Source organism: Bifidobacterium sp. M0353 (assembly GCF_016100645.1).
In the GTDB taxonomy this organism is placed as follows: Bacteria; Actinomycetota; Actinomycetes; order Actinomycetales; family Bifidobacteriaceae; genus Bombiscardovia; species Bombiscardovia choladohabitans.
This window is the reverse complement of sequence record NZ_JACFSB010000001.1, coordinates 16,865-38,911: the sequence shown is the minus strand read 5'-3', so window position 1 is coordinate 38,911 and position 22,047 is coordinate 16,865. Positions and strand designations below refer to the sequence as shown.

Below are 22,047 nucleotides of genomic sequence, written 5' to 3'. Positions count from 1 at the left end.
CGACGAGACCAGGTCCTGGGGCGCAACACCACTCGGATGAATCAGAGCTCGCTGCCGTACCACTGCTCAATCATATGCCTGGCCACACTGGCCGCCTGGGGTATGCGCAACCGGCCCGAGGCCAGAGCGGCGCTGAATTCCTCCCGTGTGAACCAGTCGGCCTCATCGGTCTCCTGACCGTCCACCCGGATGTCCGTATCCAGGGATCTGGCTCTGAAGGCCACCATCAGGGAGGCGGGGAAGGGCCAGGGCTGGGAGCCCAGGTACCGCATCTCCCCCAGGTTCAGGCCCACCTCTTCCAGGGTCTCCCGCCGGACTGCATGCTCCAGATTCTCGCCAGCCTCGACGAATCCGGCAGTGACCGAACGAAAGCCGGAAGGCCACTTCTGGTTGTGCTGGAGCAGGAGCCGATCGCGGCCATCCACCACGGCCATGATCACTGCGGGTTCGATGCGGGGAAAGAGCGTGTGTTGGTCCCCTGATTCATCCCCCTGGCAGATTTGGGCCCATCCGGCCTGGCAGGGATGAACCGGCGCGCCGCAGTGGGGGCAGAAAGCCTGACGTCCATGCCATACGGACAGGGCGACTGCGCAGGTTGCCAGGCCCACCTGACGCGGACGGCCATGAGGGGCATACTCGCGCAGGCCAAGCCAGTCGAAGCGCTGATTCGCGGCCTGAGCCAGATCACGAAGAGGGTCCTGAACAGCTTGATTGGTGCAGGCAAGATCCAGATCCAGGGCCAGCCAGGCCTGCTGGTCGGCCTTCCCAAGGTAGTAGCAGGGCGGCTCGCACTGGTCTGCCGAGCCTGTCAGAGGATCCCGCAAGTATGCAGCAGGCAGGGTGGCCAGACGGATGCTGGCTCCAGTGCGACCAGCCAGCGCCCCCTTGCCCTTGGGCACAGCCACCTTCTCGCCCCGCACCAGGATGACCCCAGTGCCGTCCTGGTCCAGCAATTGGTCAAGCAGACCGGGCTGCTGCCGCGCTACCGTGTCGTAGTCCACATCCCCCTGAGCCAGGGGCAGGAAGGGCAGGGGTTCGGTAAGGGCCAGCGGGGAGAAGACCGTCTCAGAATCGCTCATGAGAGCCTCCCTACACGATGAACCAGATCCAGCAGGGCCTTGGCCACCTGATCCGGATGTTCGACGGCGCTGAAGTGGCCGCAGTCGTCAATGGCAGTGAAGGTAACGTCGGTGCCGGCCTGACGCATGGCCTGAGCCAGAGGCTCCATGGCGCGTGGAGGGCTGAAGGGATCGCAGCGGCCGCTGACCAGGGCCACGGGAACTCTGATGCGGCCGACCAGATCGCTCTGATCCGGGCGACCCGCAGCCATCCGCTCCCGCCAGGCGATGCCCCGGGGATCCTGGGACTGTATCCATTCGGTCATGGTCTGCACGAAGGCAGGAGAACGCTTGACCGTGGAATCACCCTCCTGGGGCCTGGCGAAGTGCATGACCGGATCAAGCGTCCCCTCCTCCTCGCAGGTTCGGGCGATCTGCAGCCGCCTGGCCCGGGAGGCCGGACGGTCAGCCATCATGGTGGTGTCGCACAGGGCCAGACCGGCCACCATCTGCGGGTAAAGCCTGGCTACGGCCTCGACCAGGTAGCCTCCCATGGAAAGCCCGACCCAGATGGCCTTCTGCGCCCCCGTGGCGACAATCATGTCCACAAAGGCTCGAGCCATGGCATCCAGCGCACCCGGCAGGGCACCGTCAGAGTCTGCCTGGCCGCAGGATGCCGGCCCGGGCAGGGGGCAATCGCCTGCACCGGGCATATCCGGGGCATAGACCGGGAAGGGGGTCATACCCACACGATCCGACTGGGCGATCAGTGAGGCCGCGCACCGATCCCACATGCGGTGGTCCACAGGGAAGGCATGGACCAGCACCAGGGGCAGCCCCTCCCCCTGGCGATATACGGTATTGACAATGCTCATGCCCGCCTCCAAGGATTCGCGGCTCATAGTGCACCGGCCCAGGTCAGGGCGCTCATCAGCACCTTGCCATGCCCGCCGGGCATCTGGCTCATGAAGGACTCCAGCATATCCCCCTTGGGATCGATCCATTCCACATCCAGGGTCTCATCCTGGGGCTTGCAGTCCCCGGCCACCGGCACCAGATAGCACAGAGCGATGGCATGCTGACGCGGGTCGTAGTACTCCGAGACCCCCGGCGTGGGGAAGAACTCAGCCACAGTGAAGGGCTGGGGGCTGGCAGGCAGCATGGGCAGGGCCAGCTGGCCCAAATCCTTGGCGATGTTTCTGGCCAGAGCCTCCCTGATGGTTTCGTGGTAGAGGATTCGTCCGGTGATCAGAGTGCGCTCGATGTTGCCCTGATCATCCACTCGCAGAAGAGTGCCCACCTGGGTGACGGCGCTCATCTCATCCACGCGAACCGGCACTACCTCCACATAGGGCATGGGCAGGCAACGCCGCGCACGGTCGATGGCGTCACGGTCCAGCCATCCGGGAGGATTCGAGCCCGAAAAACCGCGGTTGAAGTCCTCTGGGGTGATGTGTGAGAAGGCGCCACGGTCGCGATCGGCATCGAAGTCGTCATCATCGGGAATCTCGTCGTTCAGCACTGGCATGATTCCATTATCCGTACCAGGCTTGACCGCTCACGGGACCCCGGCGGACATCTCCACCCAGAGCATATTCGGGCGCTTTCTCCAGCCTTGATGGAATGCTGATGATTGAAAGCGGTTGCTAAGCACGGGAGCTTCCCGCGCGACAGTCAAACGACTTCAAGGAGCGTTATCATGGCCACCACGACTATTACTTCGGAAAACTTCGAGCAGACCATCAAGGACAACGACCTGGTGCTGATTGACTTCTGGGCCACCTGGTGCGGACCCTGCAAGGCCTTCGGCCCTATCTTCGAGAAGGCTTCGCAGGCCAACACCGACATCGTCTTCGGCAAGGTGGACATCGATCAGAATCAGGATCTGGCCGCGGCCGCCGACATCCAGGCGGTGCCCACGTTGATGATCACCAAGCAGGGGCAGATCATCTTCAAGCAGGCCGGTGCTCTCAGGTCTTCGGACCTGGACGACCTGATCGACCAGGCACGCAAGGCCGATTTGTCAACCCCGGCACAGGCCTGAGTCAGTCGAGTTGGTTCCAAGACCGATTTGCACTAAAGTAGTGATGTGTTTGTCCAGTGACCCTTTCGGCGCTACCGGAAGCATGCGGTCGATAGGAAGCGTTACGTCGACTGATCACTGAGGATCTGTCGGTCCAACAGAGGAGAGTAATGGCGAACCACCGTAGAGGACGGATGAGTGCGGTCAAGGCTCTGACCAGGCGTCAGTGGCTGCGGTTGGCTGCCGGCGTCACTGTTCTCGGCATGGTCGTTGGCGCGGGCTTCGTCTCGCGCGACTTCTACACATCCACTGAGAGCTCGGCCAAGTCAGGCGTAACATCCTATTCAGCCACCCAGGATGTGGACACGGTGTCCCGCAGCAGCACCAGGCAGGCCATCCGCAATGGCGCGGGCGGAGCCAACGCGAACACATCCTATGTAAATGTGCAGATCAATGGGAAGAACAAGGTGGTCCTGGGTACAGGCTTCACCGATGTCAAATCCGTGCTGGAGGCTGGGGACATCACCCTGCAGCCTGGGGACCAGATCACCCCGTCCCTGACCACTCGCGTCACTGAGAAGACCGTCATCCGCATCGACCGGGCCGATGCCCAGGTCAAGACGGAAGAGTCGCCCATTCCCTTCAACACCATCGAAGAGAAGACCAACTCCCTCCCGGCAGGCACCACCAAGGTCAAGACGGAGGGACAGAACGGCGTCATGGAGACCACCAGCCTGGTCACGGCAGCCGGCAACAAGCACCTGACCAGCAACATTTTCGCCTCCTTCGTCAAGACGGTCCCCGTCGACAAGGTGGTTCTGGTGGGCACCGGCGGCGGTACTCCCGCAAAGTCAGGTTCGACCACCACCACGGTCCCCGTGGGTACGGCCCAAAGCATCGCCCACGGTCTGGTCACCTCCCGAGGCTGGGGCGAGGACCAGTTCACCTGCCTGGTGCAGCTGTGGAACAAGGAGTCCGGCTGGCGGACCAATGCCTCCAACCCATCTGGTGCCTATGGCATTCCTCAGGCGCTTCCCGGCAGCAAGATGGCCTCGGCCGGTCCCAACTGGCAGACCGATGCCCACACCCAGATTGTTTGGGGACTGGGCTACATCCAAGGCCGCTACGGAAACCCCTGCGGAGCATGGGCCCAATCCCAGGCGACCAACTGGTACTGATCCGATTTCATAGGACCTGAACCAAGAATCCCCGGTAGACTTCCCGCAGCCTGCCGGGGATTTTTCTATGCAATACCGATAACAATCCAGAATAGTCCGGCCGTTTTGGTCATCCGCTCCAGGTTTACTAAACCTAAGCCAGTAGTTTGGGTCGACAACGACCAAGGATCAGCGTAAGGTATATCGGCGGTTTGCTCCCTCTGACCAGTATCCCCCCCCCCCATTAAACCCAGCATCTTATCTTTCTATGGTGCCCGATGACACATTGGAACCAGCCGTCTTTCTACAGACAAGAAACGACTCCATGGACCTCACGACGGCAGACCCCTCTTATGGAAGCTTGATGAGGCTCTAGAACCCAGCGACGAGACTATTGCCCGCATAATTCACTCAAGCATCTTCGTCTGATCTTCCATGTCGGAATCGCCGCATGCAGTCATTGGCCCGATGGCCAGGCGGCAGCACGTTGAAACACAAGGCAAGAGACGGTCGCTCGAAACGAGTGCTGCCGCACAGAAGCAAATTCAAGGACACCTTTTTAGAAAATCACCTCTCATCAGACCAAGAACAAGTGAAGCTCCGCCACTACACACGTGGCGGAGCTTCACTGCGGTCTCATGTCAAGCTTTCTCTATCAGCCTTCCCGGTCTGCAGATCGCTAAGATCACAACCTACAAATCGGGATGGTTCTGATATGCCGAATTCCTGTTCTAAAGCACGGCCTGGAGCACGAAGTCCAGGATGAAGAGGGCCGAGACCGCCCAGATGATGGGGTGGACCTCCTTGCCCTTGCGCTTGCAGACCATGGTCAGGCAGTAGGTGATGAAACCTGCGGCCACACCGTAGGAGATGGAGTAGGCAAAGCCCATGAAGATGGCCGTGAAGAAGGCCGGAATGGCCTCAGACAGCTCGCCCCACTCAATCTCTGCGAAGGAGCTCATCATCATGCAACCCACAATGACCAGGACGGGCGCAGTGGCCGCCGAAGGCACAGCCGAAATCAGCGGAGCGAAGATGGCGCTGAGCGCGAAGCAGGCGGCGATGACCACCGAGGTCAGTCCGGTCCGGCCACCGGCTGCGATGCCCGCAGCGGACTCCACATAGGTGGTGGTGTTGGAGGTGCCGAAGAGGGCGCCGATGGAGGTGGCCGTAGCGTCGGCGAACAGGGCCCTATCCATCTTGGAGCTGAAGCCGCGACCGGTTTCCAGAGCCTGCTCATCCTCGGCCGAGAAGATGCCTGAGCGCCGACCGGTGCCCACAAAGGTACCGATGGTGTCGAATGTATCCGACAGGGAGAAGGCAAAGATGGTCACCAGAACCACTGGCAGCTTGGCCGGGTCGGAGAAGAGGGCAGGGAAGCCCTCCGGACTGAAAATGGCCAGGAAGGTCTGCGGCAGCTGTGACCAGGCCTGGCCCAGATCGACCGACTTGGCCATGCTGGTGACCCCCATGGGAATGCCCAGGAGCGTGACCGCGATGATGGCGATGACAAAGGCGCCTTTGTTGATGAAGGCCAGATGGCCCTTGAACTTGAAGATCAGGAGGAAGACGGTCAGCAACAAGCCGATGACGAAGAGGATGACACCGGGGGTGTTGAAGGTGGTCAGCCCTGGGTTGGCGCCGGCTGCCGAGGTCTTGTCAGGAGTGAACTTGATGATGCCCACATTGAGCAGACCCACATAGGCGATGAAGACGCCAATGCCGCCGCCGATGGCGTGCTGGAGCAGGGGCGGAATGGCCTGGATGATCATCTTGCGCAGCTTGGTGGCCGTGACCAGGATGTTGATCAGGCCGCACAGGAAGACCATGCACATGGTCTGTTGCCAGGTGAAGCCCAGCCCCTTGACCACGGTGAAGGTGAAGAAGGCATCCAGTCCGACTCCTGGCGCCACGCCGTAGGGCACGTTGGCCACCAGACCCATGATCAGGGTGCCGATGATGGCAGCGATCAGGGTGGCGAGAAAGACGGCGCCCCAAGGCATCCCCGCCGTGGAGAGCACCGAGGGATTGACCACGATGATGTAGGCCATGGCGAAGAAGGTGGTGATGCCTGCTACCACTTCCGTAGAGACTGTGGTATTATTATCCGAAAGCCGAAATAGCTTATGCATATTCGATTCCTTATTGTCTTATTTGGCGATGAGACAAGGAAAGAATATCACGAGCACTCGGCTTTTTCTGTTACAGGTCCCTCTTATTGAGCTCCAATACCGCTGCAGAACCTTCCGCTCACCTATAATCGGCATACCGGCACGGCCCTGAAGCCCTCCCGCATGGGGATGAGTTGAGGGGCACGGCGCTTTCGAGGAGGGGCATATGGCCAGGAACAATCATTGGGATCCGGACGATCAGAAGCAGTATCAGCACGTGCATGACAGCGAGGTCGATCGTGGTCAGGATGAACGAGCTGCCGAACGGATTGCAGCCGCCACGGTCAACAAGCAGCGCACCCGCGAGGGCCGCACCCTGCGTCAGGAGCAGGAGCGCCGCGACCAGGGCAAAGACAACAAGAAGGACTGAAATCTTAGAGGACACCCATCAGCAGGTGCGCCACAACCATGAGCACGGCACCGATCACCGCAGTCAGAGCCAGGGTGAATCCCGCCAGACGGGCGTTCCCAAGGACCTTGTCGGTGAACATGGTGGCAAAAACCGCCGTCGGAGCCAGGCAGCACAGGGCCACCGCCTGACGGATCAGCGGATCGAAGGGCAGCAGATACCATGCGGCCACCGCGAACAGGATGCCGAAGGGCAGTCGCCAGGCCAGGATCTGCAATACTGATTTGACATCATCCCGTCCGCCGGGCAGGTCCATGAGCATGCCCACCATAAGCATGGAGCAGAAGGCGTTGGCGGCCGAGAATGGACGGGTGATCTGGGCCGACCAGTCCGGCAACGAGATTCCGGCCAACGTAAAGACCACCATGACCATGTAGGTGTCGAAGGATGGCGAGCTCAGGAAGCCCTTGGCTATGGAGATGGCTGCAGCCTTGCGATGGAGTTTGCGGGCATCCGGGTCATCCAGCTTGACCGGCTCCCCCGCATCGGGATCCAGGGATTGGCCCGGTCGAATATGCAGAAGCCCCTGGGTCATGACGTTGGTCCCGGCAGAGACCATGATCGAGTTGCCGATGTCGAACATGGCGGCGGGCACCAGGGCCGCCGTGCCCAGCAACGACTGGAGCATGGGGAAGCAGAAGCATCCGATGTTGAAACCCGATCCGTTGAGCATAAGAAAAGCCCGCTGAGCCGTGGGCCGATGCCTGCTGGTCAGGAAGATGGCCAGGGGCGGAATCAGCGAGGCCATGAAGGCGAAGGCCGAGACCAGAAGAAGGCTGGGATCGTGTGGGTTGGTGGCGAAGGAGTAGATGATGGCCCCGGGCAGGACCAGATCAAACACAACGGTCTGCAGCACCCGGTAGTCCAGTGGACGAAAGAGTCCAAAACGCTTGAACAGGTAGCCCACCAGGATGATGCCCAAGAGGGTGGCCGGTTCCAGCAATACTCCCATGCCCTCGCTCCTTCCGTGGATGCCGGAACCATGATACCTGACGGGCGGGTGCGCAGACCGGTTCCGTCTCAGCCGAAGCGACCGGAGATGTAGCGCTCGGTGTCCGGCTCGTGCGGGTTGGAGAAGATGGTGGTGGTGTCGTCCATCTCCACCAGGTGACCGGGCTGACCCACGGCCTTGAGGTTGAAGAAGGCCGTATAGTCCGAGACCCTGGCCGCCTGCTGCATGTTATGGGTGACGATGACGATGGTGTAGTCCCGCTTGAGCTCGTTGATCAGATCCTCCACAGCCAGGGTGGAGATAGGATCCAGGGCCGAGCAGGGTTCGTCCATAAGCAGGACCTGGGGGTGTACGGCCACGGCACGGGCGATGCAGAGCCGCTGCTGCTGACCGCCCGAGAGCCCGATGCCCGGCTTGTCCAGGCGATCCTTGACCTCATTCCAAAGGTTGGCTCCGCGCAGGGCCCACTCCACCAGATCGTCCGCGTCCGACTTGGCGATGTGCTTCTTGTTCAGCCGTATGCCGGCCAGGACGTTCTCCCGGATGGACATGGTCGGGAAGGGGTTGGCCCTCTGGAAGACCATGCCCACGTCCCGCCGCACCTCGACCGGGTCTACATCCGGTCCGTAAAGGTCACGACCCTCCAAGAGCACCTGCCCGCTCACATGCGCCCCCGGGGTGATCTCGTGCATGCGGTCCAGGGTGCGCAGGACCGTGGACTTGCCGCAACCGGAGGGGCCGATGAAGGCGGTGACCTTGTTGGCCTGGATTCGCATGTTCACGTCCTGGACGGCCAGGAAATCGCCGTAGTAGACGTTGAGGTGGTTGATGTCTATGCGTTGGCCCATTTCCCGGCCTCCGTTTCTCTCATAGCGGCGCTCAACGCGTCCGCCCAACAGCAAAGATGCGCGAGACCAGCCGCCCAAGCAGATTGAGCAGCAGGACGATAAGAATCAGCACCAGGGCCGCAGCCCAGGCCCGCTGCATGTGGATGTCGCTCAGGCATCCCGGATCAGCCCCCGGTCCGCAGACGGCCAGCCCCTGGGAATACTCGTTGTAGACGAAGACCGGCAGGGTGGTCATCCTCCCGGAGAAGAGGTTGGGGTTGGTGGTGGCGATGAAGCCCGAGGCGATCAGCAGGGGCGCCGTTTCACCAATGACCCTTGCCACAGCCAGAATGGTGCCCGAGACGATGCCGGGCAGGGCCGTGCGCAGAACAATGCTGGTGATGGTCCGTTGCTTGGTCACTCCCAAGGCGTAGGCCGCCTCGCGCAGGTCGTCGGGAACCACGGCCAGCATATCCTCGGAGGTCTTGACCACCGTGGGCAGCATGAGCAGGGAGAGGGCCACCGAACCGGCCAGGCCGTTGACGGTGCCCGGTCCGACCACCAGGGCGAACATGGAGAAGGCGAAGAGGCCGGCCACGATGGAGGGAATCCCGCTCATCACGTCCACCATGAGACTGATGGCCTTGGCCAGGCGGCCTCCATGGGCGTACTCGACCAGATATACCGCGCACATGACCCCCACCGGAATGGAGATGACCATGGAGCCAAAGGTGATCTCCAGGGTGCCGATTACCGCGTGCAGGATGCCGCCATAGCCTCCGGTCGGCGTGGGGTTGCCCCCTACCACCCCGCTCATATTGTGGGTGAGGAAGTCCGGTGTCAGCCTTCGCACCCCCTTGGACAGGCTGACCCAGAGCACCGAAACCAACGGAATCAGGGCCACCAGGAAGGAGAGACCGATCAGGACGGTCATCAGCCGGTTCTTACGCTTGCGTGCCCGGATGGAGGACCTGGTGGGCCTGAAGCGGTCAAAGTCGATGACCGGTCCTCGATCAGTTCGGCTTGCCATCATGCACCCGCCTTTGCTGTAATCCTGCGCGCCAGATAGTTGACGATGAAGGTGATGATGAAGAGGACCAGACCTGTGGCCACCAGGAGGGCCACACCCTGGGAGTCCGCCTCGGGGAACTGGGCAGCGATGTTGGCGGCGATGGTCTGACTCTTTGAAGCCTGCAGCAGCCGCAGGGAGTAGCTGAAACCGGGCGAGAGGATCATCAGCACCGCCATGGTCTCGCCCAGGGCCCGCCCCAGCCCCAGCATGGAAGCAGAAATGATGCCCGAGCGACCGAAAGGCAGGACAGCAAGCCGGATCATCTCCCACTTGGTGGCGCCCAGGGCCAAGGCAGCTTCCTGCTGCAATCGAGGGGCCTGGATCAGGATGTCTCGGGTGACCGAGGTGATGATGGGCAGGATCATGACCGCCAGCACCAGGGCCACCGTGGCCACGGACCGGGCCGGTGCTGCAGCGGGTCCGGAAAAGAGCGGGATCCATCCCAAATGGACGGACAGCCAACGCCAGAAGCCGGTGATATTGGGAACCAGAACCAGAGCCCCCCAGAGCCCGTAGATCACCGAGGGCACGGCGGCCAGCAGGTCAATCACCGTGCTGAGCAGCGTAGACAGACGGGCGGGGGCGTAGTAGCCGATGAAAAGGGCGATGCCCAGGGACACAGGGAAGGCCAAGAGCAGGGCCAGGCCAGCAATCAGAATGGTGCCGAAGACCAGCGGGCCCACATAGCCCAGGAAGCTGCTTGCCCGTCCACCGCTCAGGGAGCGTATGGCCTGGGTGCGGGAATCCGGGTCCCCGGTGAAGGCCGGAAAAGCCCGCAGGATCAGAAAGAGGGTGACCGCGGCCAGGGCCAGCAGGATCAGGATGCCCGTCCCGGTGGCACAGGCCTTGAAGATCCGGTCCACCCGTTTGGCCTTGTTCAGGGTTGCAGCCTCGTCCGGTTTCTCGCTCATGACTTCCCCCCAATGGTCTCCACCGAGGCCATGGCCTGACTGCGGAGCCCCTGCCCCAGCTCGGCGCTGCCCGCATTGGCCGCAGCCATGCGCTGGCCCTGCTCGCTCAGCAGATAGGTCAACCAGGCCTTGGCGAACCGGGCCTTGGATCCGTCCTGATCGTTTCGATAGACGGTGCAGGCCACATCATAGGAGACAAGGACGATGGGATAGGTGTGTTTCCGTGTGGTGCGATGGTCCACGGTCAGGACCACCCGGCCGGGCTGGCTGGCCTGGGGATCCCGTTGGGCCGAATCCAGCAGGTTGGCCACGGTCTTTGCTGTAGGCGGCTGCCAGGTCTTCCCCACCTGGACGGCCACGGTCCCCAACCCGGTGGTCTGTGCCGCGTCCGCATAGCCAAAGGTGCCCTCTGCCTGGTTCATGGTCATGATCACCCCGGCAGTGCCCTTGGCACCCTGCCCCAGGTCGTTGGGCCAATTCTCACCCGCTGGATAAGGCCAGGCGGACCCGGCGGTGTCGTGCAGATAGGACAGGAAGCTTTTCGTGGTGCCGGACTTGTCCGAACGATGAATCACCGTGATGTCCAGGTCGGGCAGATTGGCCTCCGGGTTGAGGGCTGCGATGCGCGAATCCCGCCAGTTGGTGACCTTTCCAGAGAAGATCATGGCGATCAGAGCCGGGTCCATCCGCAGATGGCCGTCTGAACCCTTGGGCCACAGATCAGGAAGATTGTAGGCCACGGCGATTGGAGTGGCATAGACGGGCAGGTCAATGGCCGTACCGGAACCGCAGACCTTTCGCGAGCGCTCAAGCTGATCGGCGGTCAGCGGTGCATCGGTGCCGGCCCAAATGGTCGAACCCGAAAGGAAGGCATTGACCCCGGCACCGGAACCTGCCGGGTCATAGGAGATACGCGCCCCCGGATGCTGCTTGCGGAAGCCGGCTATCCAGGCCTCGTCAGCGCTCTGCTGGGAGGATGCGCCAGATCCGGCGAACTCGCCCTGGAAGAGGACTTGATCTGCCGCATCGCCCGTACCGCCTCCATCGACGGGGACGTTGTCGCCGCAGGCCGCCAGGGAAATCATCATTGCCAAGGACATGAGGAGGGCCGCGAATCTACCACGACCATGACCATGTGCGTGCATGCTACCTACCTTGACCGCCGTTGCATTTCAAACGTCCGTCCTCATCAGCCCGTGCTTGACCTTCCCGTATTCACATTACCGAAGCTCGCCTCACACAGCATACTGGAAACGCTGACCGCCGGACAAGGTCGCCACATCCGCGTCAGCCATGTGGAAAAACTCAATCACAATCCACAGACGGGTATATTATAAGGTCATTGTCAGACGCTTAGCTCTCTTGTTCTTTTCTTAGTGTCACCGGTATCGGTATGCCCTGATTTGCTTTCTAGGACGGCACCGCAGGGAGTGGTATGCGCAGTGAGGACTAACCCGAAGGAAGTGGTGATTGCATGAGGAAGCAGGAGCTCGCCAAGCAAGGGCGGACCCTCAGCAAGGATGGAGCCTTCGTCAACGGAAAGCTCACCCATGAGGCCTTCCTTTCGTTGGCCATCCTGACCGTAATCACCTTCCTGGGCAACTTCACCCAGCTGCAGCTGGCTTCGGCCCTGCCCACCATTGTGGACGAGTTCCACATCACCCTGACCACCGGCCAGTGGCTGACCTCGGTATTCCAGCTGGTCATGGGCGTCATGGTGCCATTGACCGGTTTTCTGACCAAACGCTTCTCCACCAGGCAGATCGTCATCACCTCCATGGCCGTCTTCACCCTGGGGTCCCTGCTGAGCTGGCAGTCGCAGACCTTCGCCCTGGTTCTGCTGGGCCGCATCCTTGAGGCCATAGGCACGGGAACCATGTGGCCCGTCCTGCAGATCACCGTCTTCTCCATATATCCTCTGTCCAAGCGCGGCATGGCCATGGGCACCGTGGGCCTGGCAATGAGCGTGGCCCCGGCCATCGGCCCCACCCTGGGCGGATGGCAGACCGATGCCAACGGCTGGCGCTCCATCTTCCTGACGCTGAGCATCTGCGGGGCTGTGGCGCTGCTCCTGTCCATCTTCGGCCTGCGCAACTTCGGCCAGCGCGACACCAGCGTCAAGGCGGACTTCTTCTCGGTGGCCCTGTCCATCTTCGGATTCGGCGGCCTCATGTTCGGCTTCACCAACATCGAGAACTTTCCCATCACCTCCTTCATGACCTGGCCCTTCATGCTGGTCGGCCTGATCGGGATCGTCTGGTTCGTTCTGCGCCAGCTCCATCACGACAAGCCCCTGCTGGACCTGCATGTGCTGCGGATCAAGAACTTCACTGTGGGCACCATCATCGCCTCCATGTCCTTCTTCGCCTTCAGCTCGGTCACCGTCATCCTGCCCATGTACATCCAGACTGACCGCGGCTTCTCGGCCACCATGAGCGGTCTGGTCATGCTTCCAGGAGCTATCGGCACCGCCATCGCCCAGTTCTTCGGCGGCCGGCTGCTGGACCGCTGGGGCGCACGTCCCGTGGCTATGACGGGCTGCTCGGTCCTGCTGCTGGGCACCATCGCCATGAGCCTGATCGGCGCCAATACCTGGATCGGCCTGGTCTCCATCTGCCAGTTCATCCGCCAGATCGGCATGGGCTTCACCCTGATGCCCTTGACCACCTGGTCCCTGAACAACCTGGCTCCCAAGGACGTTTCAGCCGGTTCGGCCGTCACCAACACGGCCCGGCAGATCGCCGGCGCTGTCGGCGCACCCATCCTGGTCATCCTCATGGAGACCATCACCACCCTGCGCCACAACGCCATGGGCGGCGGTCACTCCACCCAGATCGCAGCCAACATCTTCGGCGTGCAGTGGGCCCTGCGCATCTCGGCACTGATCTGCCTGGGCATGGTCTTGCTGGTCTACTTCGGCGTTCGTGGAAACGGCGCCGGCTCCGGCCGCCAGATGACCCGGATGCTCCTGCGCCACATGCACATCATCCACACCGAAGCCCCTGCCGTCACAGCCTCCACCGCCGACACCAAAACCCAGGACTGATCACCGGGGTGTCTTTCTCCGGTACCCGCTAGATCTGACCAGATTCACCGCAAGGTGCAGGATCGACAGACTGGTAAACACAAGACGTCAACTGAAAGATGTCAGTTGTCAGCTTGTTCTTTCGGCGGAAGTATCGGTCTCCTGTAGGCCAGCGATCAGCGATCCTGCGGAAGAGGCTGGCCCGGGCAGGTATGCAGAACAGCCAGCATGGCCTGCTTTTCCGAACTGGTGACACTCAGGGAGTACTTGTCCTTGACCGCTATCTGACGGGCCACATAGGAGCACTGATAGTCCTTGTTCTCGGGCAGCCAGTAGTCGGCCGAGGCACTCCCCTTGGCCTGGTTGGCGGGGCCGTCAACAGCAAGAAGATTGTAGGGGTCGTTGCCAAAACGGTAGCGGCGGGCCGTGTCCCACTTACTGGCTCCTGACCGCCAGGCATTCTCCAGGGCGACCACATGGTCAATCTGCACAGCCGAGCTGGTCTTCGGCCCTCTGACGAATTCGATGGTCCGCCCGGTATAAGGGTCCTGCAGACGACCACTGGCCACCTTGCATCCGCCGGGAGTAGTGGTACGCAGATCAGTCAGATCGCGGGTCAGCACATCCTCGCGCACATTGCAGCCGTTGCCGTCCTCATCGGTCTCCTTGAAGCCAAAGGCCTCACGCCGATACTGACGGCCAGGGCGTGCATGATCATCCACTGTCAGACTCTGCAGGGTCTGAGCCGCGTCGCCGGTTGCCGTATATCGGCCGGTCAGCCGTCCGACTCCACCATTGACCCTTGGCAGTATCAGACCGATGGTAATGCCCAGAACCACAGCCACTACCAGAAGAATCAGCACCCGTTCCGTGAGTGATTCGCGACGGAAGCGGGCCGGGGCAGGATTCCTCCAAACCGAACCGTACCGACTGCGGCCTCGATACCGATATCTTCTGCGTCTCGGACCGGTCATCTACCGCCGATACCTCCTATGTCGACTGCTTGCATGAATCATCCATCATAGCGGTCAGGCGTATGCATAGGTCATCGGGTCGTGTCCTGCGCGCACCGGGGAGTCCATGGCATCGATGGCGGCATGCTCCTCAGGTGTCAGGTTGAAGCCGAACAGGTCCAGGTTCTCCGCCTGCCTTTCCCTGTGGACAGACTTGGGAATGATGATGGTCCCGTTCTCGATGTGCCAACGCAGCACCACCTGGGCCGGCGTAACCCCGTGGGCCTGGGCTATTTTCTCCAGCCTGCCGCCACCGGCTCTCAGGTCTGCGCCTCGCGCCAATGGAGAGTATGCCTGGACGGCTATGCCATGCTCCTTGCAGAAGGCGGTCACTGCGCGCTGCTGCCAGCTGGGGTGCAATTCAATCTGATCCACGGCAGGGTACTCCCCTGTCTCCTGGTGCAGCCGTTCCAGATGTTCCGGCAGGAAGTTGCAGACCCCCAGGGTCCGCACCCGTCCCTCATCGCGCAACCGATGGAAAGCGCGCCAAACCTGGTCGGCCCGCCAATCGAACGGCGTTGGCCAGTGGATCATATACATGTCGACATAGTCAGTGCCCAGCAGTGCCAGCTGGCGGTCAAAGGCCCGCAGAGCGCTGTCATAGCCCTGCTCGGAGTCGCGCAGCTTGGTAGTCAGCCACAGCTTGGTACGCCCAGGACCGCTCTGGCAACCGAATGCTTTGAGGCCACGACCAACGCCTCCTTCGTTGCGGTAGCCAGCCGCCGTATCGATGTGGCGATAACCCAGTTCCAGGGCAGATTGCACTACTCCAGCGGTTTGATCATCGTCGATCCTGAGCACGCCCAGGCCCACCTGCGGAATGCGATTGCCGTCAGACAATAGGATGTCAGGAACTGCTGTCATGGTCCACACCTTCCCAGGATGCGGCCCAGCAGTCTGCCGGGCCATGCTCGCTCCATTCTAGAGCCAGGCAAAAGCCCGGTTACGACCAAACAGGCACATGTGGTCAAACCTACCCGCCCATGCACCGGCTTAGAATTTGCTGATGCCGAAGAAGTACAGCAGGTGGGTATCGAACCAGTGGTAGCCAAGGTCGAATACGGGCAGCAGGCTGATTCTCATCATCATGCCGACCGTACCCCAGGCGAAGAAGAGGCCGAGCACTGCCAGCAGCCACATGAGGGCGCTGCAGATCCGCCGGGTTTTGATCAGCCGGCGACGGCGGGTTGCTTCCGATCGGGTCTCCTGCTCATGGCTGACCATGATCGTGGCCAGCGGCTCCCCCATGGTCCCAGGCCCGGTCGCCCGGGATTCCAGATGTTCCATCTGCTCCAGTTCGTGGCGACAGTTGCGCCGACGACGTGAGAGCAGGTACCAGCCCACCAGGCAGGCCAAAAACAGGGCCAGAAGCACCCAGACCATGTAAATGGGTGCCCCTTCAGGCTGGGTGGGAGGTACGTCATCGCCGATATAGTGCCCACGCACAATCAGACGGTGGGAATTGACACCATAGGGGTAGCAGGTCAGTAGGGTCACATAGTTGGAATTCTGGACTGGCTGCAGTGCGCTCACATCAGTAGGCAGGATGATCTTGATCTGATCCACCTTGTAGCTCATATGCCGTTTGAGTACTCGTATCTGGAAGACGTCCCCCTTGCGCAACTGCGTCAGGTTGTCGAAAAGCATGTAGCCGACTTCGCCGGTGTGTCCGGTAATAACGGAGTGGATTGTTCGGTTGTCTGTAGGCACGTGGGTTGTGGCGATGTGCCCGGTGCCGTCCTTGAGCACCTCATCGCTGGTGCCGTGCCGCACGGGCAGCTTGACATTGATCTTGGGGATCTCCACATAGGCCATCATGCCCTTGCCGTCCACATTGAGGATTTTGTAGTAGCGGCCCAGTGGTTCCTTGACTTCCTTGTACTTGAAGGGGTCCCTCAGCGTAGGCTTGCCCAATTCCTCGTCATACTTCTTGGCATCACGCCACATCGCCCTGCGCTGTGCAGGCGAGAGTGCATCCACGATTTGATCGTAGTTGTCTACTGCGGAGGAATCCTTGGAATAGTTCACATAGGCTGCCAGCAGGGGATAGAGAAAGATTGCCAGACCGATCAGGAAGGCCAAGGTCTCTAGGAGGCCGAACCCCCGCCCTGACTTGCTAGCCTTGCCGCCCTTCTTGGCCTGTTTGGATGCAGTCGCAGCTTCCTGATCTGCTTTACCTTGTTGATCTGTGTCCTGGGAATGATTTCCCGAAACGACAATTATCGGAGCAGACGTTGTAGCGTGGCCTGGAACTGTCACTGGAGCTGCTATTGCATCTGAATCATCCGATTCTGAAGCTCCGCGATCCTCAGGTGTTGCCGAAGGTGGATAGGAGGGCGGCACCTCGGAACTAGGAGCATAAGAAGGTGGCATGTCCCCTTGCTCAACAGGCATGTCTGACGAGGCTGACTCAGCCGGGATGGATACGTTGGCATCACCGTTTCCGGTCGTCTGGGATGGGCTCATAGTAGCCGAGTCAGTGTACTGGTCCATCTATAGCCTTTCTCATGCCCGCTTCAAATAGTCCGATTGTTAGTTCTTGACATACAAAGACCGGCGGCACCTGTATGATACCGCCGGTCTTTACACATCCTCACAGATGTCTACGATGCCGTTTGATGGCATCACACCGACATTGCCATGAGAATACCTAGCGCTCATCCCTGTTCCAGGATCGTGCGACTACCGCCAAGTAGAGGCCCATCATGGCCAGGATTATAAGCAGAATACCAGGCGCTACCATGGAGACACCGGTAGCTGCCAGCTTGCCATGACCTCCAGATCGCACGACTGGGACGACCTGAGGTATGTCCACAAGTTTGGGGCTTATAGTCACATCATAAAGTGGATGGACTTCACCCTGCTCGCGGTAGAGCGGCAACTGTACGACCACTGGATCGGTTTTTACCTTTGCATTCTTGGGTGTGGCCACCAGAGTGACCAGCCAGTATGAAGCATGGAAATAGTCGCCATCAAAAACAGCGGGACTACCTCCGGTCAGACTGGATGCGTCTAAATCAAGATTGGCTCCTGTAAGCCAGACACCTTGTGATTTGGCTTCTGATGCGTTGGTTATAGTGCCATTTTGATCAGAGACACCGTAGTATTCAGCGGGTTGTGTCTTGTCCTTGAAAGCATCTGGGTTGGCTGCAACCTCATTGCTGATGGCCGCCTGTGCCTTATCAGCGCCAGGATTGTGGTCTAGTGCCTCCACCCGGCTCTTCAGAGTACCGGCATCCAGCTTCAAGGCACGAAAGACATACCCTGCTCCAGCAGATACAGGAGCACTCGGCAGGATGTCGTTCTGACCACCTTGACCTGAATGCCCTCTCTTAAGTTGCACCGTCAGGGTCGGGTTGACCGTCTCCGCCTCTGCCGCCGGCGTCATATCGAAAGCGGTGAGACCTAAACAGGCCAAAGCCGCGATCAGACAGGGCAGGACCCGGTGGGTGAGGCATTTCGGCAAGGCAATTCCCTTCATAAACCTTCCCTTCCAAGGCCGCCTTTCGACGACGTGGTTGCGTCAGTTCTGCTGATCCAAAACCAGACCAGCATCCCGACATGTGCGGACCGCAGAAGTTCAACGTTCCGTATTAAAATGGCGGACGATTCACGGAGGAACCGTCCGCCATCGGGTCACCTCACATGATTCTTGATGTGACCGTGATCATCAGGCCCGGGCGGCGTTATTGCGCCGATTGCGGGCGTAGAGGGCACCACCCATGATCAGGGCACCGACAACCAGCAGCAGCAGGATGCCACGACCACCAGTCAGAGGCAGGGCCAGAGGCGCATCAGCATCAGAAGTCGCATAATGTGCCAAGTAAGTTTGTACTGGCACATTATTGAACTGTATCGCTGTGCCACCACCGTCAGTGATCTGCTGAGGTGTCCTTCCGAACTTTCCAAACCCAAGCTTTGTATAATCAGGCTGAATTGTGGCATGAGGTCCATACTCCTGAGCGACTTGCTCCTCAGTCTTACCGGCATCCCCAAATGTTACTGTATGGAAGGGAATGCCAGGGTTACGCCAATCCTTGGGGGTCTTGGTCTCTTTCAGCAGCCAATTGCCGGCCTGCACTGTCTTGCCGGCGTCTCTAGGTGCTGGAGCTGGTGTGCCGAAGACAGGCAAAGCAGCGAACGCTACCAAACCATTCTTGTTGGCCGTGGCCTTGTAGAGCTGAACACCATCTGGTACCTTACCCTCGGCATAGAAGTTTCCATCAGATGCAAGGTACTCATCCGGCTCTTTCTCAGACTTGATCAGACGGAACTCAGTGTCGGGCAGAGCTGCAAACTTTGTCTTTTCATTCTGCACAGCACCGAAAGCAATAACAGCATTGATCACATTCGTATGCTCACGGATGGGATCTTGGTGGTTACCATCTGCGTCAACGTTTTCGGTGAAATCGGAAGCTGCATCGTTGGCCACACCATCGGTGCCAGTCGAATCACCATCTCCAGTGACCGTGGCATCATAAGTTATGACAAGCAGGAAAGCCTTTGGAGTGAAGTTCTTTACTTTGGTTAGAGTATTGAAGAAATCAAACTGGTAATAAGATACATTACTGCTCGGGGCTTCATTGGCGAACATCTTATTATCCCCAAAAGAGTTAGGATTTGATGTTGGCTGTGACTCCGTATAATCAGCAGTAGCACCTTCAGCCAATTGCACATCATCAACTCCATCTGCATGAAGCACAACCTTGAATTCGCCCTTCAGCTTCAGAGAGCTGGACATGCGATCAACAATACGCAGATCCTTACCGTCGCCATTCAGCTCACTGACATCAAGCTTGCCGTCTTTTGGTGTCTTCGCGCCAGTGTTGTAGAGCTTCTGAGTCAGCTTGTAGCTAATCGTATCGCCAGCAACAGCTGTCCGCTGAGGCTTCACATTATTCTGCGAATCCTTGACCGACTGGACGGTCTTGGAGAACTGCGTGATGTTCATGTTCTTCGGATACAGGTGCAGATGGTAAATGTATCCTTGAACCTGGCTTGCAGTATCGGTGGCATCGAGTGAGTTAGCCGCATAAGGCAGACCAAAGAACGACGGTGCTGCATCTTGATACTTGTTGCTATCAAGCTTATTCGGATTGTTAGCCTTGAAAGCCGGCGACTCATCACGATTCTCTACCAGCACATACCAATGGTTGGCACCTCCAGGGAAGCTGACAGCTTTCGACGAATCTGAAATATCAACCGCTGGAGCGTTGGTTGCAGTGTCAGCCGGATACCAGGTATTGATCACACCTTGGCCGTCAGTGATACCGATATAGTTGGCCGTGACCTTATATGTGTTCTCATCCGAGGCACTAATGTCAGATAGATTTTGACCGGGTTGGGGAACGACTTGCCTGACATTGAAAGCAATGCCCTTGGCAGGAACCAAGTCGGCATTCGCGTTCAACTTGACTGCATCCTTAGAAGAACCCGTGGGGCTGTACCCCTGAGCCAACGACAGGTACTTGGTAACTGTCAGTTGGGGGTGCACGTCGCTCTGAACTGCACCCGGCCTGAAGTCATCTTCGGCATTATATCCATAGTCTTCAGCGGCCGAAGCCTGGGTGGCTGGCAAAACGACCATGCCCGCCAGGAGCGTCGCTCCGGCAACCGCCAAGCCTAAAAGCTTAGGGAGCCTTATCCCTTCATTATCTCGTTGCATGTGCATGCACGCATTCCCTTCTTTGTTAATAGGCACAGGATGGCCAGGCACATCTTCGCCTCCCCAACCGATCACTTCCCCGACTCAGGGGGGTGGGCAATATGTCAACTTTGGGACATGCCACTGTTCCCATTGCCTAATCATCACTGTACCGACAAAGTAGGGACAACGCAAACCGACAAGCCGAATGTCAAAGGCCCCACCACATGCGCAGTGGCAGGGCCTTGCAACCTTTTCTGAAACAGGCAATCAGTGCCGGTTGTCCAGCCGGTGGTAGAGCTCAGCGGCTCGCAGATCGGCCTCAAAACGGCGCGGTTCGGTGTTCTCGTCGATGACGGCGAGCTCCACGCCGGCCATCCGGGCGAAGTCCTCCCAGGCCTCGCGACCCACGGTGGTGGTCATGCAGGTATGGTGGGCCGCGCCGGCGCGCAGCCAGCACTCAGCCGAGACCTTGAGCGAGGGCCGGGGCTTCCAGAGGGCGCGTGCCACAGGCAGCTTGGCCAGGGACCCGCCGGGCTCGACCACATCCACCACGTTCATGACCAGGCGGAAGCGTTCGCGTACATCCGCCAGGGAGACGACCACAGCATCAGTGCAGGGGGTGGCCGTGAAGACCAGACGCACCGGGTCTTCCCTGTCGCCGATGGACAGGGGGTGGATCTCGAGGCGGGGCCGTCCCTCAGTCAGCAGCGTGGGCGAGACCTCCAGCATGTGGGCGCCCATGATCTCCTCATGCCCGGGCACGAAGTTGTAGGAGTAGTCCTCCATGAGCGAGCAGCCGCCCTTGAGACCGTAGCCCATGACGTTGCCGATCCGAATCAGAACCGAGGTCTTCCAGTCGCCCTCTGCCGAGAATCCGTACCCGTCGGCCATCAACCGCTGGGCTCCCACGCCGGGCAGCTGACGCAGGGCTCCCAGATCCTGGAAGTTGTCCACGGCGGCGGTAGCACCCACCTCTTCCATCATGGCCCGCATGCCGAGCTCCTCGCGAGCGGCCACCACCAGGGAGTCGTACCGGGAGTCCAGAAGTTCGGGAGCCACCTCATAGCTGCGCTTGTAGTCCTCGATCAGATCCTTGACCTGGTCGTCGGTGACGGCGTTCACATGGTCCACCAGCTCGTTGACCGGCCAGGTGTTGACGGAGACGCCGAAGACCCTCTCAGCCTCGGTCTTGTCGCCCTCGGTGACGGCGACATCGCGCATGTTGTCGCCCCAGCGGCAGACCTTCATGTTGTTGGCGGCATCCCAGCCTGCGCATGCACGCGCCCAGACGCCGATCTTGTCGGCAACCTCGGGGTCGGTGTAGTGGCCGACCACAATCTTGCGCGGGATTCCCAGCCTGGTCAGGATGTAGCCGAACTCACGATCGCCATGGGCCGACTGGTTCAGATTCATGAAGTCCATGTCGATGGTGTCCCAGGGGATCTCCACATGATGCTGGGTGTTCAGCTGCAGGAGCGGCTTGCGCAGCTTCTCCAGACCCCTGATCCACATCTTGGCCGGGCTGAAGGTGTGCATCCAGGCCACCACGCCGATGCAGGCCGGGTTCGACGAGGCATCGACCATGAAATTCAGGATGGAGTCCGAATCCTTCAGCGTGGGCTTCAGGACCAGCTTGACCGGGATCCGACCCGAGTCGTTGAGGGACTTGGCGATGTCCGCAGCCTGGACGCCCACCTGGCGCAGGGTCTCCTCGCCGTAGAGGTCCTGCGAACCAACGGCGAACCAGAGTTCCTTGCCCTCGAAGGGATTTTTCATGCTCAT

General features: G+C 60.1%; 19 protein-coding genes. 4 read left to right on the top strand and 15 right to left on the bottom strand.

Annotated features, from left to right (window positions below; all coding sequences use genetic code 11):
• Positions 1 to 41: 41 nt before the first annotated feature.
• Genes nudC through H3V04_RS00150 form a run of 3 tightly spaced genes read right to left on the bottom strand, consistent with a single transcriptional unit; the run spans position 42 to position 2,586 of the window.
• Positions 42 to 1,079, bottom strand: a complete 1,038-nt coding sequence (gene nudC / locus H3V04_RS00160; protein ID WP_198186812.1) for an NAD(+) diphosphatase — start codon at positions 1,077 to 1,079, stop codon at positions 42 to 44.
• Complete coding sequence (locus H3V04_RS00155; protein ID WP_198186811.1) at positions 1,076 to 1,933, bottom strand: alpha/beta fold hydrolase; 858 nt, start codon at positions 1,931 to 1,933, stop codon at positions 1,076 to 1,078. The genes nudC and H3V04_RS00155 overlap by 4 nt, the downstream gene beginning before the upstream one ends.
• A gap of 23 nt (positions 1,934 to 1,956) precedes the next feature.
• Entirely contained in the window at positions 1,957 to 2,586 is a 630-nt protein-coding gene (locus H3V04_RS00150) for an NUDIX hydrolase family protein (protein WP_029677767.1), read from the bottom strand.
• Between the two features lie 171 nt (positions 2,587 to 2,757).
• Here H3V04_RS00150 and trxA point away from each other — a divergent pair, with 171 nt between their 5' ends.
• Both trxA and H3V04_RS00140 read left to right on the top strand, forming a co-directional pair.
• The gene (trxA, locus tag H3V04_RS00145; RefSeq protein ID WP_015021417.1) at positions 2,758 to 3,102 is read left to right on the top strand and encodes a thioredoxin; all 345 of its coding nucleotides are present in this window, start codon (positions 2,758 to 2,760) and stop codon (positions 3,100 to 3,102) included.
• 149 nt (positions 3,103 to 3,251) lie between these two features.
• Positions 3,252 to 4,259 (top strand): G5 domain-containing protein, encoded by a 1,008-nt coding sequence (locus tag H3V04_RS00140; protein WP_198186810.1) that lies wholly within the window; start codon positions 3,252 to 3,254, stop codon positions 4,257 to 4,259.
• A 710-nt stretch (positions 4,260 to 4,969) separates the two neighbouring features.
• On the opposite strand, the gene H3V04_RS00135 is transcribed toward H3V04_RS00140, so the two are convergent.
• Positions 4,970 to 6,370 carry an NCS2 family permease gene (locus tag H3V04_RS00135; RefSeq protein WP_198176812.1) on the bottom strand — a complete coding sequence of 467 codons (1,401 nt, stop codon included), beginning with the start codon at positions 6,368 to 6,370 and terminating at the stop codon, positions 4,970 to 4,972.
• A gap of 205 nt (positions 6,371 to 6,575) precedes the next feature.
• On the opposite strand from H3V04_RS00135, the gene H3V04_RS00130 reads away from it, so the two are divergent.
• Positions 6,576 to 6,779, top strand: coding sequence for a hypothetical protein (locus tag H3V04_RS00130; protein ID WP_198186809.1), 204 nt, complete (start codon positions 6,576 to 6,578; stop codon positions 6,777 to 6,779).
• Between the two features lie 4 nt (positions 6,780 to 6,783).
• On the opposite strand, the gene H3V04_RS00125 is transcribed toward H3V04_RS00130, so the two are convergent.
• The 5 genes from H3V04_RS00125 to H3V04_RS00105 form a co-directional block, all read right to left on the bottom strand.
• Complete coding sequence (locus H3V04_RS00125) at positions 6,784 to 7,770, bottom strand: AEC family transporter (protein WP_198186808.1); 987 nt, start codon at positions 7,768 to 7,770, stop codon at positions 6,784 to 6,786.
• 68 nt (positions 7,771 to 7,838) lie between these two features.
• The gene (gene pstB, locus H3V04_RS00120) at positions 7,839 to 8,618 is read right to left on the bottom strand and encodes a phosphate ABC transporter ATP-binding protein PstB (RefSeq protein WP_024627440.1); all 780 of its coding nucleotides are present in this window, start codon (positions 8,616 to 8,618) and stop codon (positions 7,839 to 7,841) included.
• A 31-nt stretch (positions 8,619 to 8,649) separates the two neighbouring features.
• Entirely contained in the window at positions 8,650 to 9,630 is a 981-nt protein-coding gene (gene pstA, locus H3V04_RS00115) for a phosphate ABC transporter permease PstA (protein ID WP_045935074.1), read from the bottom strand.
• Positions 9,627 to 10,580: a phosphate ABC transporter permease subunit PstC gene (gene pstC / locus H3V04_RS00110; RefSeq protein WP_198186807.1), complete on the bottom strand. Its 954-nt coding sequence runs from the start codon at positions 10,578 to 10,580 to the stop codon at positions 9,627 to 9,629. Before pstC ends, pstA begins: the two co-directional genes overlap by 4 nt.
• A complete protein-coding gene (locus tag H3V04_RS00105; RefSeq protein ID WP_198186806.1) occupies positions 10,577 to 11,725 on the bottom strand; it encodes a phosphate ABC transporter substrate-binding protein PstS in 1,149 nt (382 codons plus the stop codon). The genes pstC and H3V04_RS00105 overlap by 4 nt, the downstream gene beginning before the upstream one ends.
• Positions 11,726 to 12,054: 329 nt before the next feature.
• On the opposite strand from H3V04_RS00105, the gene H3V04_RS00100 reads away from it, so the two are divergent.
• Positions 12,055 to 13,626, top strand: coding sequence for an MDR family MFS transporter (locus H3V04_RS00100; protein ID WP_198186805.1), 1,572 nt, complete (start codon positions 12,055 to 12,057; stop codon positions 13,624 to 13,626).
• 155 nt (positions 13,627 to 13,781) lie between these two features.
• On the opposite strand, the gene H3V04_RS00095 is transcribed toward H3V04_RS00100, so the two are convergent.
• The 6 genes from H3V04_RS00095 to araA all read right to left on the bottom strand — a co-directional run bounded on the left by H3V04_RS00095 (position 13,782) and on the right by araA (position 22,047).
• A complete protein-coding gene (locus H3V04_RS00095; protein ID WP_232342380.1) occupies positions 13,782 to 14,579 on the bottom strand; it encodes an HNH endonuclease family protein in 798 nt (265 codons plus the stop codon).
• A gap of 54 nt (positions 14,580 to 14,633) precedes the next feature.
• On the bottom strand, positions 14,634 to 15,482 hold the full coding sequence (locus H3V04_RS00090) for an aldo/keto reductase (RefSeq protein WP_198186804.1): 849 nt from the start codon (positions 15,480 to 15,482) through the stop codon (positions 14,634 to 14,636).
• 129 nt (positions 15,483 to 15,611) lie between these two features.
• Entirely contained in the window at positions 15,612 to 16,700 is a 1,089-nt protein-coding gene (locus H3V04_RS00085; RefSeq protein WP_198186803.1) for a class C sortase, read from the bottom strand.
• A gap of 568 nt (positions 16,701 to 17,268) precedes the next feature.
• Positions 17,269 to 18,099 (bottom strand): hypothetical protein, encoded by an 831-nt coding sequence (locus tag H3V04_RS00080; RefSeq protein ID WP_045935065.1) that lies wholly within the window; start codon positions 18,097 to 18,099, stop codon positions 17,269 to 17,271.
• A gap of 189 nt (positions 18,100 to 18,288) precedes the next feature.
• Positions 18,289 to 20,289: an LPXTG cell wall anchor domain-containing protein gene (locus H3V04_RS00075; RefSeq protein WP_198186802.1), complete on the bottom strand. Its 2,001-nt coding sequence runs from the start codon at positions 20,287 to 20,289 to the stop codon at positions 18,289 to 18,291.
• A 243-nt stretch (positions 20,290 to 20,532) separates the two neighbouring features.
• A complete protein-coding gene (gene araA / locus H3V04_RS00070) occupies positions 20,533 to 22,047 on the bottom strand; it encodes an L-arabinose isomerase (protein WP_154313154.1) in 1,515 nt (504 codons plus the stop codon).

Bases quoted from the DNA above. Each gene is read 5' to 3' on its own strand.
- pstB (WP_024627440.1), bottom strand. From the start codon at position 8,618: ATGGGCCAACGCATAGACATCAACCACCTCAACGTCTACTACGGCGAT.
- H3V04_RS00095 (WP_232342380.1), bottom strand. From the start codon at position 14,579: ATGACCGGTCCGAGACGCAGAAGATATCGGTATCGAGGCCGCAGTCGG.
- nudC (WP_198186812.1), bottom strand. From the start codon at position 1,079: ATGAGCGATTCTGAGACGGTCTTCTCCCCGCTGGCCCTTACCGAACCC.
- H3V04_RS00100 (WP_198186805.1), top strand. From the start codon at position 12,055: ATGAGGAAGCAGGAGCTCGCCAAGCAAGGGCGGACCCTCAGCAAGGAT.
- H3V04_RS00075 (WP_198186802.1), bottom strand. From the start codon at position 20,289: ATGCACATGCAACGAGATAATGAAGGGATAAGGCTCCCTAAGCTTTTA.
- trxA (WP_015021417.1), top strand. From the start codon at position 2,758: ATGGCCACCACGACTATTACTTCGGAAAACTTCGAGCAGACCATCAAG.
- H3V04_RS00155 (WP_198186811.1), bottom strand. From the start codon at position 1,933: ATGAGCATTGTCAATACCGTATATCGCCAGGGGGAGGGGCTGCCCCTG.
- H3V04_RS00135 (WP_198176812.1), bottom strand. From the start codon at position 6,370: ATGCATAAGCTATTTCGGCTTTCGGATAATAATACCACAGTCTCTACG.
- H3V04_RS00105 (WP_198186806.1), bottom strand. From the start codon at position 11,725: ATGCACGCACATGGTCATGGTCGTGGTAGATTCGCGGCCCTCCTCATG.
- pstA (WP_045935074.1), bottom strand. From the start codon at position 9,630: ATGATGGCAAGCCGAACTGATCGAGGACCGGTCATCGACTTTGACCGC.
- H3V04_RS00150 (WP_029677767.1), bottom strand. From the start codon at position 2,586: ATGCCAGTGCTGAACGACGAGATTCCCGATGATGACGACTTCGATGCC.
- araA (WP_154313154.1), bottom strand. From the start codon at position 22,047: ATGAGCATGAAAAATCCCTTCGAGGGCAAGGAACTCTGGTTCGCCGTT.
- H3V04_RS00130 (WP_198186809.1), top strand. From the start codon at position 6,576: ATGGCCAGGAACAATCATTGGGATCCGGACGATCAGAAGCAGTATCAG.
- H3V04_RS00125 (WP_198186808.1), bottom strand. From the start codon at position 7,770: ATGGGAGTATTGCTGGAACCGGCCACCCTCTTGGGCATCATCCTGGTG.
- H3V04_RS00140 (WP_198186810.1), top strand. From the start codon at position 3,252: ATGGCGAACCACCGTAGAGGACGGATGAGTGCGGTCAAGGCTCTGACC.
- H3V04_RS00080 (WP_045935065.1), bottom strand. From the start codon at position 18,099: ATGAAGGGAATTGCCTTGCCGAAATGCCTCACCCACCGGGTCCTGCCC.
- pstC (WP_198186807.1), bottom strand. From the start codon at position 10,580: ATGAGCGAGAAACCGGACGAGGCTGCAACCCTGAACAAGGCCAAACGG.
- H3V04_RS00090 (WP_198186804.1), bottom strand. From the start codon at position 15,482: ATGACAGCAGTTCCTGACATCCTATTGTCTGACGGCAATCGCATTCCG.